Source organism: Hymenobacter sp. 15J16-1T3B (assembly GCF_020711235.1).
In the GTDB taxonomy this organism is placed as follows: Bacteria; Bacteroidota; Bacteroidia; order Cytophagales; family Hymenobacteraceae; genus Solirubrum.
Genome location: NZ_JAJFAV010000008.1, coordinates 160,038 through 177,350, shown reverse-complemented (window position 1 = coordinate 177,350; position 17,313 = coordinate 160,038). Strand labels below are relative to the sequence as shown.

At 65.8% G+C, this 17,313-nt stretch carries 13 protein-coding genes; 3 read left to right on the top strand and 10 right to left on the bottom strand.

Annotation, left to right across the window (positions count from 1 at the left end; genetic code table 11):
- Positions 1-3 precede the first annotated feature (3 nt).
- Both LJ737_RS15140 and LJ737_RS15135 read left to right on the top strand, forming a co-directional pair.
- Positions 4-1,416, top strand: a complete 1,413-nt coding sequence (locus tag LJ737_RS15140; protein ID WP_227767175.1) for a hypothetical protein — start codon at positions 4-6, stop codon at positions 1,414-1,416.
- On the top strand, positions 1,376-2,119 hold the full coding sequence (locus tag LJ737_RS15135) for an SH3 domain-containing protein (protein WP_227767173.1): 744 nt from the start codon (positions 1,376-1,378) through the stop codon (positions 2,117-2,119). The genes LJ737_RS15140 and LJ737_RS15135 overlap by 41 nt, the downstream gene beginning before the upstream one ends.
- Before the next feature lie 235 nt (positions 2,120-2,354).
- On the opposite strand, the gene LJ737_RS15130 is transcribed toward LJ737_RS15135, so the two are convergent.
- From LJ737_RS15130 to LJ737_RS15090, 9 genes are all read right to left on the bottom strand, one after another.
- Positions 2,355-3,578: a 5-(carboxyamino)imidazole ribonucleotide synthase gene (locus LJ737_RS15130; protein WP_227767171.1), complete on the bottom strand. Its 1,224-nt coding sequence runs from the start codon at positions 3,576-3,578 to the stop codon at positions 2,355-2,357.
- Positions 3,579-3,601: 23 nt separating this feature from the next.
- On the bottom strand, positions 3,602-4,123 hold the full coding sequence (gene purE, locus LJ737_RS15125) for a 5-(carboxyamino)imidazole ribonucleotide mutase (protein ID WP_227767169.1): 522 nt from the start codon (positions 4,121-4,123) through the stop codon (positions 3,602-3,604).
- Positions 4,124-4,282: 159 nt separating this feature from the next.
- A complete protein-coding gene (locus LJ737_RS15120; protein WP_227767167.1) occupies positions 4,283-5,560 on the bottom strand; it encodes a dihydroorotase in 1,278 nt (425 codons plus the stop codon).
- 111 nt (positions 5,561-5,671) lie between these two features.
- Positions 5,672-6,652, bottom strand: a complete 981-nt coding sequence (locus LJ737_RS15115; protein WP_227767164.1) for an aspartate carbamoyltransferase catalytic subunit — start codon at positions 6,650-6,652, stop codon at positions 5,672-5,674.
- 638 nt (positions 6,653-7,290) lie between these two features.
- Positions 7,291-8,325, bottom strand: coding sequence for a quinone-dependent dihydroorotate dehydrogenase (locus LJ737_RS15110; protein ID WP_227767160.1), 1,035 nt, complete (start codon positions 8,323-8,325; stop codon positions 7,291-7,293).
- Between the two features lie 368 nt (positions 8,326-8,693).
- Positions 8,694-9,737 carry a LacI family DNA-binding transcriptional regulator gene (locus LJ737_RS15105; protein WP_227767159.1) on the bottom strand — a complete coding sequence of 348 codons (1,044 nt, stop codon included), beginning with the start codon at positions 9,735-9,737 and terminating at the stop codon, positions 8,694-8,696.
- A gap of 613 nt (positions 9,738-10,350) precedes the next feature.
- The gene (locus LJ737_RS15100) at positions 10,351-11,088 is read right to left on the bottom strand and encodes an SDR family NAD(P)-dependent oxidoreductase (RefSeq protein WP_227767157.1); all 738 of its coding nucleotides are present in this window, start codon (positions 11,086-11,088) and stop codon (positions 10,351-10,353) included.
- Positions 11,089-11,272: 184 nt separating this feature from the next.
- A complete protein-coding gene (locus LJ737_RS15095; RefSeq protein ID WP_227767155.1) occupies positions 11,273-12,589 on the bottom strand; it encodes a family 1 glycosylhydrolase in 1,317 nt (438 codons plus the stop codon).
- A 431-nt stretch (positions 12,590-13,020) separates the two neighbouring features.
- A complete protein-coding gene (locus tag LJ737_RS15090; protein ID WP_227767153.1) occupies positions 13,021-13,947 on the bottom strand; it encodes a pirin family protein in 927 nt (308 codons plus the stop codon).
- A 501-nt stretch (positions 13,948-14,448) separates the two neighbouring features.
- Here LJ737_RS15090 and LJ737_RS15085 point away from each other — a divergent pair.
- The gene (locus tag LJ737_RS15085) at positions 14,449-15,897 is read left to right on the top strand and encodes a carbohydrate-binding protein (RefSeq protein ID WP_227767150.1); all 1,449 of its coding nucleotides are present in this window, start codon (positions 14,449-14,451) and stop codon (positions 15,895-15,897) included.
- A 100-nt stretch (positions 15,898-15,997) separates the two neighbouring features.
- Here LJ737_RS15085 and LJ737_RS15080 read toward each other — a convergent pair whose 3' ends face one another.
- Positions 15,998-17,176, bottom strand: coding sequence for a LacI family DNA-binding transcriptional regulator (locus LJ737_RS15080; protein WP_227767148.1), 1,179 nt, complete (start codon positions 17,174-17,176; stop codon positions 15,998-16,000).
- Between the last annotated feature and the right edge of the window lie 137 nt (positions 17,177-17,313).

Below are 17,313 nucleotides of genomic sequence, written 5' to 3'. Positions count from 1 at the left end.
GGCTTGCTTCTGCTAGTAACCGCCGCGTCCGCCTGCGTGGCCGCTGCGCCGGACTCGGCCGCCGCGTTTTTCATCCGGCCGCAGGTCAGCCCCCAGCGCGTGTACGCCGGCCAGACCATCGTCATTCGTTACTTGCTCTACTACCGCACGGCGCTGATTGACCCGGAAAACGAGCTGGAAGTAACCTTTCCCAATTGCTTGGTGGAGGCTTATCCGCGCTCCGAGGTGGAAACCACCGAGCGGTGGCAGGGGGCCACATACCGGGTGCGCCAGCTCGGCAAATACGCCGTGACGCCCCAGGTGGCCGGTCCGCTGCCCCTACCCGTCGTCACGCTGCGCTACAAAATCAGCGCGCCACCCGACCCCGAGGACTTTTTCGGGGAGCCGCGCATTCTCACCCGCACGCTCCGCTCCCCGGCCCAGACGCTGCCGGTGCTGGCCCTGCCTCCGGTACCCGATTCCATTCCGTTTGCCCGGGCCGTGGGGCAGTTTCAGTTTGAGCCCCGGTTTGGGCCGGCCGTATCCGACGGCCGCCGCCTGGCCCTGCAGCTGAAAATTCGGGGTACGGGCAGTCTGCAGCTGTTTGCGCTGCCCGCACCCGCCTTGCCCGCCCACGTAGAGCTGTTCGGCGGGGCGGAGCAGCGCGGGCAGCGCTTGACGGAGGCGGGCCTGCGGGCGGAATACACGTATACCGGCGAGCTGTACGCCAAGTACCGCGGCACCTACACCGTGGCGGGGCTGCGCATCGGCTATTTCGACCCGGCTGCGGGCCAGTACCGCCTATACGTGGCGCCCGCCTACACGTGGCGGGTTACGTCGGGGCCGCCGGCCCCGGCGCCAGCGCGGGTTTCAGCCAAACGCCGGGCCGCCCAGCCCCGGCTGTTCGTGCAGGCCAGCTTGTACCAGGCCCACGACTACTACCGGTTCTACGGCTCCGGCCGCTTTTACCTGCTGCTGGGGCTGACGGGGCTGTTGCTAGGGCTGGGCGCCGGCCTCCACTATTACCGGCAGCTGCCGCCGCACACCCTGCCCGGGCGTGGCAAGGTGGCCCGGTACCGGGCGCTGTGGGCCCTGCGGCGTGTGGCCGCGCGCCCCGATGTATCCGCTGCCGAGGCGCGCTGCCTGGCGGCAGACGAAATCCTGATTACCTACCTGTGCCGCAAGCTAGCCTGGCCCCGGTCCGCCTTCACGCTCATCGATTTTGCCACTCACCCCGCGGTGCAGGCCCTGCCGGCACCGGTGCGGGCGCAAACTCTGCACGAACTGCAGCGGCATTACAAGCTCCGGTTTGCCGGCGCCGGCGCCGAGCAGTGCGCGTGGCCGCAGCAGCAAACGAAGCTGGCCGGCCTGATCCACCAACTAGATACCTACCTCCATGATCAAGCTCCTGACCAGCGGCTGGCTACTGCTCGTTAGCCTGGTGGCTCTGGCCGGTGGGCCCCGCGCTGCCGAGGTGGCGCGGGACTTCGAGCACGGCAACGCCTTGCTGGCGCGGCGCGAGTACGCCGGCGCCGTACGGGCGTACGAACAGCTGCGCCGGCGCGGGGTGGAGCGGGCGGAGCTGCACTGCAACGCCGGCATTGCCCGCTACCGGCTCGGCCAGCTGGGCTGGGCCTGGTACCACGCCGAAAAAGCCCTGCAACTAGCCCCCTGGGACGCGCAGCTCGTGCAAAACCGAAACCTGGTGCAGCAGGCCCTGCTTCGGCGGGGCCTGCTGCCTATCCCAGTCAGCTACCAGCGCGCCCGGGCAGCCGATGTGGCCGGGCAACTCGGGCTGTTCGGGCTGGTGGGAACCGGTGCGCTGCTACTGGCGGCCCTCAGCCTAGCTGCCCCCCGCCGGGCCCGGCTGCTGCAATGGAGCCGGTACGGGCTGCTGACCTGCGCAGCGCTACTGGCACTCGGAGCGACGATGCTGCTCCACCGGGCGCCGGCCGTGGTAGTCGATGCCCGCGTGGCCGGCCGGATCGGGCCCGGGCCCGCGGCGCGGCAACTATTCACCCTGCAGGAGGGAGAGACGGTGCGCCTACAAGCCTCCTATGCGGAATGGGTGAAGGTGCAGCGGACAAACGGGGAAGAAGGCTGGGTAATGAGCCGTGGCGTAGCGAGCCTGCAGCCCTAACCGGCACTTTGGCAGTTAGGATGTAGTCACAAGCCCGTTGCCTACGCCGGTGTTCGGTTGCGCGTGGTGCTCAATGCGCCGGTACGGTCCTGCACCCCATCCGCCCGCTCAGCGCGCATACTTTGGAAGCGCGCCAAGTCAAAATTCAACCATGGCGAGCAGCGCGGCCGCAATGAAAAAGAATGAAGGGACGGTCGTCGAGGGTGACGCACCGTCCCACTCCTTCACATGGTTTCTAAATGGCCTCCAGGCCCGGCAAGCCGAGCAGACCGGCGGCGCGGCGCGCCACAGTCTTGACGCTGGCCACGTCCGGGCCGGTGACGGTCAGGTGGCCCATCTTGCGGCCTGCGCGCGCGTGTTCCTTGCCGTACAGGTGCAGGTGCGTGCCCGCCAGGCTTAGCACGGCGTGCCAGTCCGGGGCCCGCCGTTGGCCGCCGGCATCGAACCACACCTCGCCCAGCAGGTTGAGCATGATGGCCGGGGAGTGCTGCCGCGGCTGGGGCAGGGGCAAGCCTGCCATGGCGTGGACCTGCAGGTCAAACTGCGACGCGTCGCAGGCGTCCAGGGTGTAGTGGCCGCTGTTGTGCGGGCGCGGGGCCATTTCGTTGACCACCAAGCCGCCGTGCTCACTGCCGTCGTCCACCACGAAGAACTCAACGCACAGCACCCCGACGTAGCTCAGATGCTGCGCGATGGAAACGGCCGCCTCGCGGGCCCTGTCGGCCAGGGCAGGCGGCAGATTGCCTTCGTAGGCGTGGGTCACGGCCAGAATGCCATCCACGTGTACGTTGCGCTGCGGGGCGAAACTGACCACCTGCCCGTCCCAACCACGCGCCACCAGCACCGAACACTCGGCGGTGAGCGGCAGCATCTTTTCCAGCACGCAGGCGACACCGCCTAGCTCCGTCCAGGCGGTGGCCAGTTCGGCGGCGGTTTTGACGCGAATCTGGCCTTTGCCATCGTAGCCCAGGCGCGCGGTTTTCAGGATGCCGGGCAGCAAATCCGTCCGGTCGGTCTGCGCGGCCTGCAGCTGAGCCGGCGTTTCAATCACCGCGTAGGGCCCGCAGCTCACCCCCGACACGGCCGCGCAGGCCGCAAAGTGGGCTTTTTCCTCGATGCGGTTTTGGGCAATGCCCACCACGGCCGCACCCGGCGCCACGGGGCGGGTCTGCGCCAGCGTCTGCAGGGCCTGGGCCGGCACGTTCTCAAACTCGGTGGTAATGGCCTGGCACAACTGGGCCAGTTGCGCCAGCCCGGCCGGGTCGTCGTAGCCGGTCCGGATGTGGTGGTGACTCACCAGCCCGGCCGGGCTTTGCGCGTCCGGGTCCAGCACGGCGGTGAAGTAGCCCAGGCGCTGGGCGGCGTGCACAAACATCCGGCCCAGCTGGCCGCCGCCCAGCACCCCCAGGGTGGCCCGCTGGCCCGCAGCGTCCACACTACCGGGGTAAATCGGGCTCATGGATGCAACGTGAAGGTGGTCGTTCATACCGGCAGCTTCATGGCGCGGGCGGCTTCGGTCTGTTCGGCGCGAAACACCAGCAGCTTGGCCGCTAGGTCCGCGTCGTGCAGGGCCAGCAGGCTGACGGCAAACAGCGCGGCATTGGCCGCGCCGGCGTTGCCAATAGCAAACGTGGCCACCGGCACCCCCTTGGGCATTTGCACGATGCTGTGCAGCGAATCCACGCCCTGCAAATGGCGGCTGGCCACCGGCACGCCCAGCACGGGCACCGTCGTTTTGGCGGCCATCATGCCCGGCAAGTGGGCGGCACCGCCCGCGCCGGCAATAATGGCTTGCAAGCCGCGCGGGCCGGCTTGTTCGGCGTAGGCAAACAAGTCGTCGGGCATGCGGTGGGCCGATACTACGCGCGCTTCGTGGGCTACGCCAAAGTCGGTGAGAATCTGCACGGCATACTGCATGGTGTCCCAGTCGCTGCTGGAACCCATGACCACGCCGACCAGGGGTTTATCCGGGGATGAGGCGTTGGGTAAGGAAGGGGTACTCATGGTGAGCCTGGTAAACGGGGCTGGGCATTGCCCTCTGATGAAACGGACATTCCGCTGGAATGCCCTTGGCCGATGCCGCAAAACTAATGCGGCAGCACTAGCGGCGGCCCGCAAGCGCAGAAGGAGCCTGAACAATACAGCTCCCAGCGCAACTATATGTTAGCGCTCCAGCAGGATTTCCGTGCCCAAAATCACCAGGTCTACCCGGCCTTTCAACGTCTGGTTGATAAAGGGCGTGTTCTGGGATTTGGACTTCATAAATTCCTTCGTGAAAGTCGTTTCCGCTTCGGTATCGAACAGCAGGCACTCGGCTTGCTGGCCGACTTCGATGGTGGGCACCGGCAGGCCCATCAGGCGGCGGGGCTCGGCCGAATAGCGCTTCACCACCAGGTCCCAGCCGAATTTCTCGGGCCGCACGAAGTAGTGGTAGAGCGACACCAGGGCCGTTTCCAGGCCGGTGATGCCGTTGGGCGCGCTGATGAAGTCCTGGGCTTTTTCGAACGGCGTGTGGGGGGCGTGGTCGGTGGCAATGAGGTCGAACACGCCTTCTTTGAGCCCCTCAAGCAGCGCGTCGCAGTCGGCCTGCGTGCGCAGCGGCGGGTTCATCTTGTAGTTCGTGTCGTAGTCGCCGATGTGCTCGTCGGTGAAGAGCAGGTGGTGCGGGGCCACTTCCGCCGTCACCTTCACGTCACCGCGGGATTTCCACCAGCGGATGGTTTCCATGCCCATCTTGCTGGACACGTGCTGGATGTGAATGTGCGCGCCCGCCGCCCGGGCCAGGCGAATGTCGCGGTCGATGATGATTTCCTCCGCGCAGGCCGGCGAGCCTTTGATGCCGAGCCGGTAGCTCATCACGCCTTCGTTGAGGGCGCGCGGCCCGGCCAGCTCCGGCACTTCGCAGTGGCTGGCAAAGAACATCCCGAACTCGGTGGCGTACTGCATGGCCCGCAGCAGCACCGCCGGGTCGTTGGTGGTGTCGCCGTCGTCGGTGAGCATTTTCACCCCGAGCATGCGCATGCCGTCGATTTCGGCCAGCTCCTTGCCCTCGCGGTTCTTGGTGACGCAGCCGGAGGTGTACACCGGAATGCGGGCCTTGCGCTGGGCGCTTTCCAGCACCGTCGACACCACCGCCGCCGAGTCGATGGCCGGGCGGGTGTTGGGCATCATCACCACGCCGGTGACGCCGCCGTTGATGGCCGCTTCGCTGCCGGTGGTGATGGTTTCCTTGTTTTCAAAGCCCGGGGCGCGGAAATGCACGTGGGCATCGAACATGGCCGGCATGAGCAGCCGGCCGCGCGCGTCGATGACGCGGGCGCCTTCGGGAACGGCGAGGTTGGGGCCGATTTCCCGGATTTTTCCTTCGACAATCAGGACGTCGCCCTCGAGAAGTGCAGGTGAATGTTCGGAGGCGATGCGGGCGTTTTGAAGAAGAAGCATGGAGGGTTGATTGCGGTAAACGGGCAAGAGAGGGTGGGAGGTCCGGGCTATCAGAGGGACAAATAAAGGGCGGAAGCCGCCGCTTGCGGCGTGCACGGCCGGGGCCGAGGGCTAGGCCGTCAGGTGCGGAAGCGGGGCAAACGACCGCTCAAACGTCGGCTCCGACTTCGGCGCTTCCCCGCCCGGCGTGAGCCAGTCGAGCACGGCCATGCGCACGGCAATGCCGTTTTCGACCTGGTTGTTGATCAGGCTGCGCTCGTAGTCCATCACGGCGTCGCACAGCTCGACGCCCCGGTTGACGGGGCCGGGGTGCATGAGGTAGAGGCCGCGCTGGCGGATTTCCTCCAGGCGCGTGTTGGTGATGCCGTAGAGGCGGTGGTATTCGCGCAGGCTGGGGAAAAACTGCACGTCCTGGCGTTCCATCTGCACGCGCAGCAGGTACACGAAGTCGGGTGCCCAGGCCATGGCCTCCTCGTAGTTGGTGAAGCGGCGGATGTTTTCCGGGCCGTACTTGGGCACCAAGGAGCCCGGGCCGAGGTAGGCCACGTCGATGCCCAGCTTTTTCAGCAGGGTGCTGGTGGAGCGTGCGACGCGGGAGTGGAGAATGTCCCCGATGATGAGGACTTTCTTGCCCACCGGGTTGGGGAATTTCTCCTTGATGGTGAAGGCGTCCAGCAGGGCCTGGGTCGGGTGCGCGTGCGCCCCGTCGCCGGCGTTGATGACCGAAGCCTTGGTGAGGCGGGCAATCATGCCGGGCAGGCCCGACCGCCCGTGGCGCACGACGATGTAGTCGGTGCGCATGGCCTGCAGCGTTTCCACCGTTTCGCGCACCGATTCGCCTTTGGTGATGGACGACTGGGCGATGTCGAAGTTCGTCACCTCGGCGGAGAGGCGCTTGGCCGCGACTTCAAAGGACGTGTGCGTGCGGGTGCTGGGCTCGTAGAACAGCATGAGCACGGACTTGCCCTCGAGGGCGGGGACTTTTTTCACCGATTGGGTGAACAGCTGCTTGAAAGACGTGGATTGGTCGAGCAGGAACTCGATTTCCTCACGGTGAAGGGATGCAATGTCGAGCAGGTCTTTACGTGCCATACCGAAGGCGAGGAAAAGTGAGGTCGTCTAGCTAAAACGGACGGTGTGAAGGCTGTTCTGCCGCTCCCCACGACGGCGCAACGAGCGGCCGGGGCGGGCCGAGGCGCTGGGGGCGCTGCCGCGGGTAGGAGCAAGGGTGACGGTGCCCAGAGGCGAGTTGCGTTTCGCGCTGTTGGTGCTGCGAATAGGCCGCAGGGCCGCCGCCGCCGAACCCATTGGGCACAAAAAAACCGTTTCGAAATCCGAAACGGCAGCGGGGCAACAACCAGAAAAAACAACGGAAACGCCGGAGGCAAAAGCGGGAAAACCGGCGGGGGCGAAGACCTTTTGGTCCTCTCGCGGTTCCTTGCCGAGCAAGGCCCCGCGCTTCATCAACGAGTCTTTTGGTTGAAGCACGGTGCAAAACTACGGCATTGTTACGCCCGGCACTTCATCGGTAACAGTAATTTTTTCGGGCGCCGAATTTTCAACCGTTCGGTTCGGGCATGCGGGCTAACTGGTGCTTGGCCGGCACAAACCATGCTAACACCAGCTCTTTATTCCGCCTAATTGGCAGACCGCCACGCGCTAGCGGCAAGCCGTCAAGCCCGTGAAGCACTTAGTACTTACGGGCTGTTTTGTCTTTGGCCGGCACCATGCTACCCCCGAATCAGCGCCTTGTTGATCCGACTCACCAGCGCCGGGCCTTCGTAGATAAAGCCCGTGTACAGCTGTACCAGCGAGGCGCCGGCGGCTAGTTTTTCCTGCGCATCGGCTGCTGAGTGAATGCCGCCGGCGCCGATAATCGGCAACTCGCCCCGGCTGCGCTGGTGCAGGTAGCGGATGACCTCGGTGGCCCGCGCCCGGAGCGGCCGCCCGCTCAGGCCGCCCGCCCCCAACGCGGCCACCTGCCCGGCATCCGTGACCAAGCCCTCCCGGCTGATGGTGGTGTTGGTCGAAACCAGCCCGCTGAGCTTGGTTTCGCGGGCAATGTCGAGAATGTCGTCCAGCTGCGAATCCGTCAAATCCGGGGCTATTTTCAGCAGCAGGGGGCGCGGCTGGGCGCGGCTCAGGTTGCGTTCCTGCACGCGTTGCAGCAAGTCTATCAGGGGCTCTTTCTCCTGCAGCTGGCGCAGGTTGGGCGTGTTGGGCGACGACACGTTGACCACGAAGTAGTCGACTTGCTCCGCCAGCGCCTCAAAACAAGCCACGTAGTCCTCGGCGGCCCGTTCGTTGGGCGTGTCTTTGTTCTTGCCAATGTTGCCGCCGATGATGAGCTGCCGGTTCTGGCGCCTGGCCAGCCGCGCCGCCACAGCCGCCGCGCCGTCGTTGTTGAAGCCCATGCGGTTGACCAATGCCTCGTCCTGCGGCAGGCGGAACAAGCGCGGCTGCGGGTTGCCGGCCTGGGGCCGGGGCGTTACCGTGCCAATTTCCACAAACCCGAAGCCCAGCGTCGCCAGCTCATCCGTCAGGGCCGCGTTCTTATCAAACCCCGCCGCCAAACCCACCGGGTTGGGGAACTTGAGCCCGAACACCTCCCGGACCAAGCTCGGGTGCTGCACCTCGTAGAGGCTGCGTAGCAGGGCTTTGGTTCCCGGCACGCGGGCCGCCCGCCGCAGGTTGTCGAACACAAAGTGGTGGGCGCGCTCGGCGTCGAGGGTAAACAGTGCTGGTTTGACGAGTGCCTTGTACATGGGTGACGGTAGCCGGCCCTGCCCGCGCAGTGTAGGCGGCCGTAGGGGGGACATAGCCCCCGGGTGAGCCGGGTGAAGTTGCGGGTGAAGGTAGCCGGGTTTTCTGGTGTTGGGCAGAATGAGGTGGACAAGGGCGCGGGCTGGGCGGCAGGCGAGGAGCCAAACGAGCTGCTCGGGTTGGCCGCGCCCTACTCTGGCGAAGTTGGAAAAGCGCAGGGAACGACGAGGCGGCTAATGGGCGCAATAGCTGCTACATCCTGGCGCCAGCAGCTCGGTCTTTCACTGCTTGGGCCCGCCCGTGTGGCATGCGCATTTGCGGCCGGCCACGGGTTCGAGCTCCGCTGCGCGAGCGTGGCACCCGACGCGGGCTACTCGCGCGGCTTGCGCAAGGACGACTCGCGCACCAGCAATTGGGGCTTGAGCACCACGTTGCGGGGCTGCGGCTGGCGGTGCTCGGCGGTGGTGTGCAGCATTTGCTGCAGCAGGCGCACGGCCGATATGCCCATGGTTTCGCAGCCTTGGTCCACGGAAGTCAGGTTGGGTTCGGTGAGCGTGGTGAAAGTTTCGTTGCTGAAGCCGGCCACGGCCACGTCCTGGGGCACGCGCAGCCCGGCCGCTTTGGCCACGCGCATGGCGCCCACCGCCGCCAGGTCGTTGGAGGCAAACACGGCGTCGGGCGGCGCCGGCAGCTCGCGCAGCAGTTGCTGCATGGCCGCCGTGCCCCCGGCCTGCGACTGTTCGCAGTGCACGATGAGCTGCTCGTCGAGGGGCAGGCCGTGGGCCTGCAGGGCGTCGCGGTAGCCTTGGTGGCGGTTTTTGTGGATGTTCATGTGCAGCGGCCCGGTGAAGTGCGCAATCCGCCGGCAGCCCTGCTCGATGAGGTGCGAAGTAACCTGGTAGGCCCCGGCGTGGTCGTCGAGCACCACGGCCGAAACGTTGGTGCCGCGGAAGTCTTCCACCACGCGGTCGAAAAACACCAGCGGCACGCCTTGCTGGCGCAGCTCCTCGAAGTGGCTGAAGTCCTGGGTGGTGTTGGCCAGCGACACCAGGATGCCCTCTACCTGGTTGTGGCGCAGCAGCTCGATGTTCTTGCGTTCCTGCTGCGCATCCTCGTTGGATTGGCAGATCATCACCGTGAAGCCGGCCCGGCTGGCCTCGGTGGCAATGCCGTGGACCACCTGCGGGAAGAAGTGGCCGGTGATGTGCGGCACCAGCACGCCCAAGGTGTTGCTGCGGCCCCGGCGCAGGGCGGCGGCCAGCTGGTTGGGTTGGTAGTTGAGCGCGCGGGCCAGTTCGCGCACCCGCACTTTGGTTGCCTCGCTCACCTCGCTGTGGTCGGCCAACGCGCGCGACACGGTGGAGGGCGAGAGGTTGAGTTGTTTGGCCAGTTCGGTCAGGGAAACCCGCTGCATCGTCGTCGTTCGTTAAATCAGGACCGCCCGGACCCGGAGGCGGCGCCGAAGAAAGTGCGGCGGCCGCGGCCCGGGGCAAGTTACCGCCCGGCGCCCGATTCTCGGCAAGCCGAGCGTTGGAGGCCCCGGAAGAGAGCCGGCCCAGCGGCGCAGGGTCTAGTGTCGGTCTGTCGATTACACCGTGCCGAAGAACAGCACGGCGAAACGGACTTCTCCGGGCAGCCTGCCGCTGCGGGGCCGAAATGCGCTGCGCATCATCCTCGCGCAGTTCCTAGCTACTCATGCCGAACCAGGGGCCAGCCCAGCGCACCCAAAACGCTGGTCCGAGGCGCAGCTGAACCGCAAGTCGACGTAATCCAGAATCTGGCTCGTGCGCCGCCCCAACAGAAAAGCGCAGCCCCGCCGCCCGTTCATCCGGGCCGTGGTGGCTGCGCTTTTCTGGTTGTTGCTGGTTTACCGCACTGGCAGTTGGCGGCTAGGTCTGCGTTGGTGGTGCAAGGCTTGAGGATGGTCCTTGACTCGGTCGACCTGCGGTTTGCGGCGCGTGCACCCGCTGCAGGTGGCATTCTGGGTATCTACCTCGACTCCTATGCGGGCTAGTCAGGCAGACCGGCTAGAGCCGGTCCAGCCGGCCGCCGTCCACGCGCACTTCCGCGCCTTGCACAAAGGCCGCGTCGTCGGAGGCGAGGTAGGCCACGGTGGCGGCCACGTCCTCGGGGCGGCCCACGTCAGCCTTGTCGATGGTTTCCACGCCGCTTTTCACGTTGGGGTTGTCCCAGAGCATGGGCGTGTCGATGGCGCCGGGCATGACCACGTTGACGCGGATGCCCTTGGGCTTGCCTTCCAGCGCGGCGGTGCGCGTGAGCGAGTTCACGCCCGCCTTGGCCGCCGCGTAGGGCGCCACCAGCGGAGAGGTTTCGATGGCGTGAATGCTCGACACGTTGACGATGGTGCTGCCGGGCTTCATGCGCAAAAAGCCCTGCTTGATGAAGTAGAAGGCCCCGAGCAAATCCACGCTGAGCACGCGCAGCCAGTCGTCGCCGGTCAGCTCCTCAATGGTTTTAAAGAGCATCAAGCCGGCGTTGTTCACGATGATGTCGAGCCGGCCGAAACGCTCCAGCGTGCCCTTCACGGTGGCTTCCACCTGCGCCTCCACCGACACGTCGCACACGCTGCCCCACACCTCGGGCGCGCCGGCTTGCTTGACCTGCTCGGCGCCATCCGCGAGCTGCTTTTCGTTGCGCCCCACGAGTACGAGGCGGGCGCCTTCCGAGGCCAACCGCTTGGAAATGGCCAGCCCGATGCCGCTGGCACCGCCGGTAACAATGGCAACTTTATCCTGAAAACGCATCTGTGGGCAAAGGTGAAATGGTGAAGTTGTGAAGTGGTGACATGCGCGGAAAGCGGCCGGTCTGAGGCGTAACCGAACCAAGGTGCTTACAACGGCCCCGCTGGCCGTGGGGGCACAGAGTAGGCTTATTTCTCTGTAAAAGCCATGAAGGCTGACCTGTGCTGGGCGCAGAACCACGCCCAGCCTACGCTTCGGTGGAGGCAGTATTGGCCGCCACGGTCGATTTGTCGTGCTGCTGGGCTTCGGCCTGGTCCTGCTTGTGCTGGGCCCATTGCTGATTGGCCTCGTGCGGCATCACGATGGGCATCTGCAGGCACACGCTCTGGGCGGGCAGCACCTGGCACCAGTCCTGGATGAGCTGCTTGTAGGCCTCGCCCACGGGGCGGATGTTGCGGTCCAGGTCGTAGAGGCCCAGCGGGTTGACGATGCCGCGGTCCTCGCGCAGGGCCGAGTCCCAGTCGACCTGGTCGGTGAGCGAGTACCAGGTGAAGCCCACGATGGGCACCCCGTCGTTGCGCACGCGCAGCACGTTGGCCCATTCTTTCCAGAGCCAGTTCACGGCCTCGTCGCCGCAGGGGCCCTGCCAAAGGTTGGTTTCGGTGTGCATCACGGGCAGGCGGTACCGGTCGTGGTACTGGCGGGTGATGACGTGGTAGCCGAAGACTTCGCCCGCGGCGGTGGTGCTCCCGTCGGCGCGCACGCGGTGCTCGTTGGTTTTGTAGTAGTCGTTACCCATGATGCACTGGTGGCGGCGGTGATTCTTGAGGAAGAAGTGGTACTCCTCGCGCGTCATGCCGTTGTCGAGCAGGTACTCGTACATCTCCGAGTCCACGCGCCGGCCGTAGTTGAGGTCCAGCGAGAGGAAGCGGCGGGCGTTCATCAGCTCGGCGGGCTTGATGGCCGCCGGGTTTTCGGCGTGGAAGTACTCTGACGACTCGCTCTGGATAAACAGCGCGTCGGGCCGCACGTCGCCGATGACGTGCATGGCCAGCACGTTGGCCTTTACGATGTGCTTGAGCGCCGTCACGAAGCCCTGGTCGGTGGTCAGCTGCTCGTTCCACCAGCCGTACAGGGCCGAAAACTGCGCGCAGATGAACATTTCGTTGACCGGGGTGTAGAGCTGCACCCAGGGAAACCGCTCGGCAAACGCCCGGGCGTAGTCGGCAAACAGCTGCGGGAAGTCCGGGTTCTGGAAGTTGCCAACCCAGTCGGGCACGCCGAAGTGGCAGAGGTCGACGATGGGGGAAATGTTGCGGCGGCCCAGGTCGTGGAAGGTTTCGTCGGCGAAGCTCCAGTCGTACTTGCCCGGGCCCAGCCAGGTGGTGTGAATGGGCGGGCCGTAGCGCAGAAAGTGAATACCCAGCTCCTCAACCAGGTCGAAATCCTTCTGCCAGAACTCGTAGTGGCGGCACTTGGCCATTTCATCGATGCGCACCCGGCCGTTCTGAATGGTCGGGTTGCTGTTTTCGATGCCGGTGGCGAATAAAAACTGCGGAATCATGCGGGGAAGCGCGGGCGCGTCGGCCGAGGGGCCGGGCGGCGCGGCCGGGTCCGGATAAATACTGCGTTCGGCCGCGGCGCGTTGCCGGGCCGGCCCGGCAGATGCGAAAAAGCCCGCCGCGGCGCCCCACGCAGGAGCGCCGCGGCGGGCTCAACGGCAAGGCCCGCGGCGCGCCGGCGCGGCACTCAGCCGCCGAAGCGTTCCAGCAGCCACATCAGCACCAGGGCCACCAAGACCACGATGATGACGTATTTCGAGTTGGCCGGCGGCAGCATCCGGCGCGGGCGGGTGGGGCGTTCCATGACGACAGGAAAAGTGGAAGTGAATACTACTCTATACGGGCGGGCCGCCGCGCAGATAACGCGCCGCTGCGCCCCCTTAAGCTGCAACGCGGCCGGCGCGCGAGAAATTTCACCCGCCCGCGGCCGGCCTTACGACAGGGCCTGCGGGGCGGGCGCCGGGCCGCCCGAGCCCGCCGGCCGGCTACGGTCCTGGGGCAGGGGCACAAACTCGGCGTTGTCGTTGGGCGGCAACTCGATGCGGCCGGCCTGCCAGTCGGCTTTGGCCTGCTCGATGCGCTCCTTGCGCGAGGACACGAAATTCCACCAGATAAACCGCTCCCCCAGCGGCTCGCCGCCCAGCAGCATCAGCGTCGAGGCTTCCAGCGCCACGATGACTGGGTCGATGCTAGGCGTGAAGACCAGCAGCTGCCCCGGGCCGTAGCGGTGCCCGCCGACTTCCACCAGGCCCTTGGCCACGTAGGCGCCGCGCTCGGGGTAGCCGCGCGGCAGCCCGAAGCGGGCGCCGGGCTGCAGCAGCACGTGCAGGTAAAACAGCGGGGAGTGCGTGCGCACCGCGTTGCCGAGGCCGTAGGCGTCGCCGGCAATCAGGCGCATCCACACGCCGGTATCGGTGAAGACGGGCAACTCGTGGGGTTGGTAGTTCACGAAGCTCGGGGCGCTTTCCTCGGCCGCTTCGGGCAGGGCCACCCAGGTCTGAATCATTTCCAGCTGTCCGCCGGCCAGCGTGGCCGGGTCCTCAAACCGCTCGGAGTGCGCAATGCCGCGGCCGGCCGTCATCCAGTTTACCTCGCCCGGCCGGATGATTTGCTCCACGCCCAGACTGTCGCGGTGCGTGACCTGCCCGCCGAACAGGTAGCTCACCGTGGAAAGGCCGATGTGGGGGTGGGGCAGCACGTCGAGGTCGTGCACTTGCTCGGGCGCTACCTGCACCGGGCCGGCGTGGTCCATAAAGATGAACGGTCCCAGCATCCGGCGCAGCCGGTAGGGCAAGATGCGGCGCACGTTGAAGCCGGGGCTGATGGCCGCTTGGCGGGCGTCGATAACGAGGTCGAGCATGGAGAACAGGGAAAAGCTTCCGAAACAGGGTGCGGCGGCACTTCGAACCGCTTAAGCAATGGCCGCCGCAAGCACTACCGCCCCGGGTGCGGCTGGTTTGGCGCGGCGTGGGTTTCCGCCGGGGTACCAAGTATAGCAAGTGGCGGCCGAAGCGTCACAAGTGACGGGTCGGCGGGGCAGGCAAGGAAAAATGTAGCCAGTCCGAGGCCGTTTTTCACGTGTTTTTTATCCGCACGCCGGGGCGGCTGGCTATGGTTCGGGGGCCGGTTGCGCGGCCGTTCCGCGTGTGCGCTACGTGTACGCTAGCCGGGCTGACAAGCGTACAAAGGCGTTTTTTGGGGGCAGGGTGCGCGCCGTCAGGACTTGCATTTTAGGGAAGGAAGTATAAACATTAGGGTACTGCAGCCGCGGATTTTTCCCGATTCCGCCGCCTCGGCTACCGCCGCCCGGCCTCGCCGCCGCTCCGTTCCCGACCCAACCATTCCCAACCCAAAACACCTTATGAAAAACCTGTTTACCTCCCTGCTGGGCGCAGGGGCTGCGGCCTTGCTGTGCCTGGCCGCGCCCACCCACGCCCAGGCCCAAACCTACCAGCTCGTGTGGGCCGACGAGTTCAACGGCAGCATCAGCCCGGACTGGGTATTCGAAACCGGCGGGGGCGGCTGGGGCAACAACGAAAAGCAGTACTACCAGCGCGCCAACGCCACCGTCACCAGCACGGAACTGCAGATTACGGCCCGCAAGCAGAGCGTGGGCGGCATGCCCTATACCTCGGCCCGCATGAAAACGCAGGGCACCAAGCAGTTCACCTTCGGCAAGATCGAGGCGCGCATGAAGCTGCCGCTGGGGCAGGGGCTGTGGCCGGCGTTCTGGATGCTGGGCGCCAACATCGGCTCAGTGGGCTGGCCGGCCTGCGGCGAAATCGACGTGATGGAGCACATCAACGCCGAAAACAAGGTGTACGGCACCGTGCACTGGGACAGCAACGGCCACGCTGAGTACGGCGGCAACACCATCACCACGCCCGAGGCTTACCACGTGTACGCGGTGGAGTGGGACGCCAGCTACATCCGCTGGTTTGTCGACGGGGTGAAGTACCACGAAATCCTGATTCAGGGCGGCACGGGCAGCACCGAGGAGTTTCAGCGGCCGTTTTTCCTGCTGCTGAACCTGGCCGTGGCCGGCAACTGGCCCGGGCAGACGGTGGACGAGAGCAAGCTGCCCGCCACCATGGCGGTGGACTACGTGCGGGTGTACCAGAAAACGACTTCCGCGCCCAGCTCCGTCACCCTGCAGGCCGAAAGCTACTCGGCCATGAACGGCGTGCAGGTGGAAGCCTGCTCCGAGGGCGGCCAGAACGTGGGCTACATCGACCAGGGCGACTGGATGGCCTACAACAACGTCAATTTTCCCACCTCCGGCAGCTACTTGATCGAGTACCGCGTGGCCAGCCCCTCGGGCGGCACCCTCTCCTCGGATTTGAACGCGGGCGCCATTCAGCTGGGCAACACGGCCATTCCGGCCACTGGCGGCTGGCAGAATTGGACCACCGTGTCGCGCACTGTCAACGTCAACGCCGGCACCTACAACTTCGGCGTCTTTGCCCAAACCGGCGGCTGGAACCTGAACTGGGTGCGCATCACGCGCAGCGGTGCCGCCCGCGCCACCGCGGACGCGTCGGCCCCGGCCGCTACCAGCCGCTTGGACGAGCACGCGGCGCCGCTGGAGCTGTACCCGAACCCGGTGCAACACACGCTCAACGTGAAGCTGCCGGGTGGCCAGCCCCAGCAGCTTACCGTCACCAACCTGCTCGGCCGGGTGCTGCTGCGGCGGCAGGCGGGCCCCGAAACCGCCGCGCAGCTCGACGTGAGTCCGCTGCCCAAAGGCGTGTACCTGCTGCTGGTGGAAGGCGCGGGCTCGGTGCGCACCCAGCGCTTCGTGAAGGAGTAACCAGGCGGTGCAACAAAAACGAAGGCCCGGCGTGCAGCACGCCGGGCCTTCGTGGGTTTATACCAGGATGAGTTGCGGCCCGCGGTACCCGGCCGGGCGCTCAGATGCCCAGGGCAAACACGCCGCCCTGGCCTTTGAGCGAGGATTTGCGGATGACCAGGTCGCCGCTGACGACGAAGGTGCGGGGCTGAAACTTCTCTTTCTGCTGCACCTGCTCCAGAAACAGGCGTGCTGCCTGTTGGCCCAGGCGGTAAGGGTGCAGGTTGACGGTGGTCAGGGCCGGCTCGATCATGGCCGCCAGAAACTCGTCGCCGTAGCCGACCACGGCAATGTCCTCGGGAATGCGCAGGCCGCGCTGCTTCAGGGCCTGCATGATGTCGAAGGCGTTGCGGTAGTTGATGCAGAAAATAGCGTCGGGCGGCTCGGGCAGGGCCAGCCACTGATCCAGGGCGGCCAGGGCGGCTTCGGGCTGGAAGTTGCTGTGCACCTGCAGGGCGGGTTCCACCGGCAGCTTGTAGTGGTGCAGGGCGTTGAGGTAGCCGCCCAAGCGCTGCCGGCTGATGAGCAAGGACTCGGGGCCGGCCAGGATGGCAATGCGCCGGCAGCCCTCCTGAATCAGGTGCTCCACGATGGCGAAGGCGCCGCCCCAGTCGTCGAGCACCACCTGGGCGCTGTTTACCTCGTCGCACACGCGGTCGAAGTGCACGATGGGAATACCCTTGCTGGCGTGCTGCTTCACGTGGTCGAAGTTTTCCGTCTCGCGGGCGTGGCAGATCAGCAGCCCGTCGACGCGCGAGGCCAGTAGCGCCTGCACGTTGCTCACTTCCATTTCGTACGACTCCTTCGACTGGCAAATCATCACGCGGTAGCCGGCTTCGGCCGCCACCTGCTGAATGCCGCTCACGCAAGTGGCAAAAAACGGCCGCTCGATGTCGGGGATGACCACGCCGATGGTGTGGGTGGCGCTGCTCTTCAGGCTCTGGGCCAGCAGGTTGGGCTGGTAATCGAGTTGCCGAGCCACTTCCAAAATGGCCTGCCGGGTGTTGGTGTTGATGTCGGCGTGCCCGTTGAGCGCGCGCGACACGGTGCTGGGGGCCACGCCGAGCACTTTGGCCACGTCGCTGATGGTGGTCTGGTGGCTGCGGCGCTCGGGCGTGCGGGGCAGCTTCTGGTCAATAAAGTGGTAGTCGCAGAGCTTGCAGAAGTAACGCTGCCGGCCGCGAATAAAGCCGGCGCGCTGCACTCCGTCGGGGGAGTTGCATTTGCTGCACTTCATCATAGCGTGTGGGGACTGGGAATGGGATTTTTTGAAAATCCGGGTCGGAGAGGGCGAGAACAAGGCCTCGTACGGCCTTTGATTATTTGAAGATAATCCTAGGAAATTTTTTTCGGTGGCCCGTTCTCAAATATACCTAT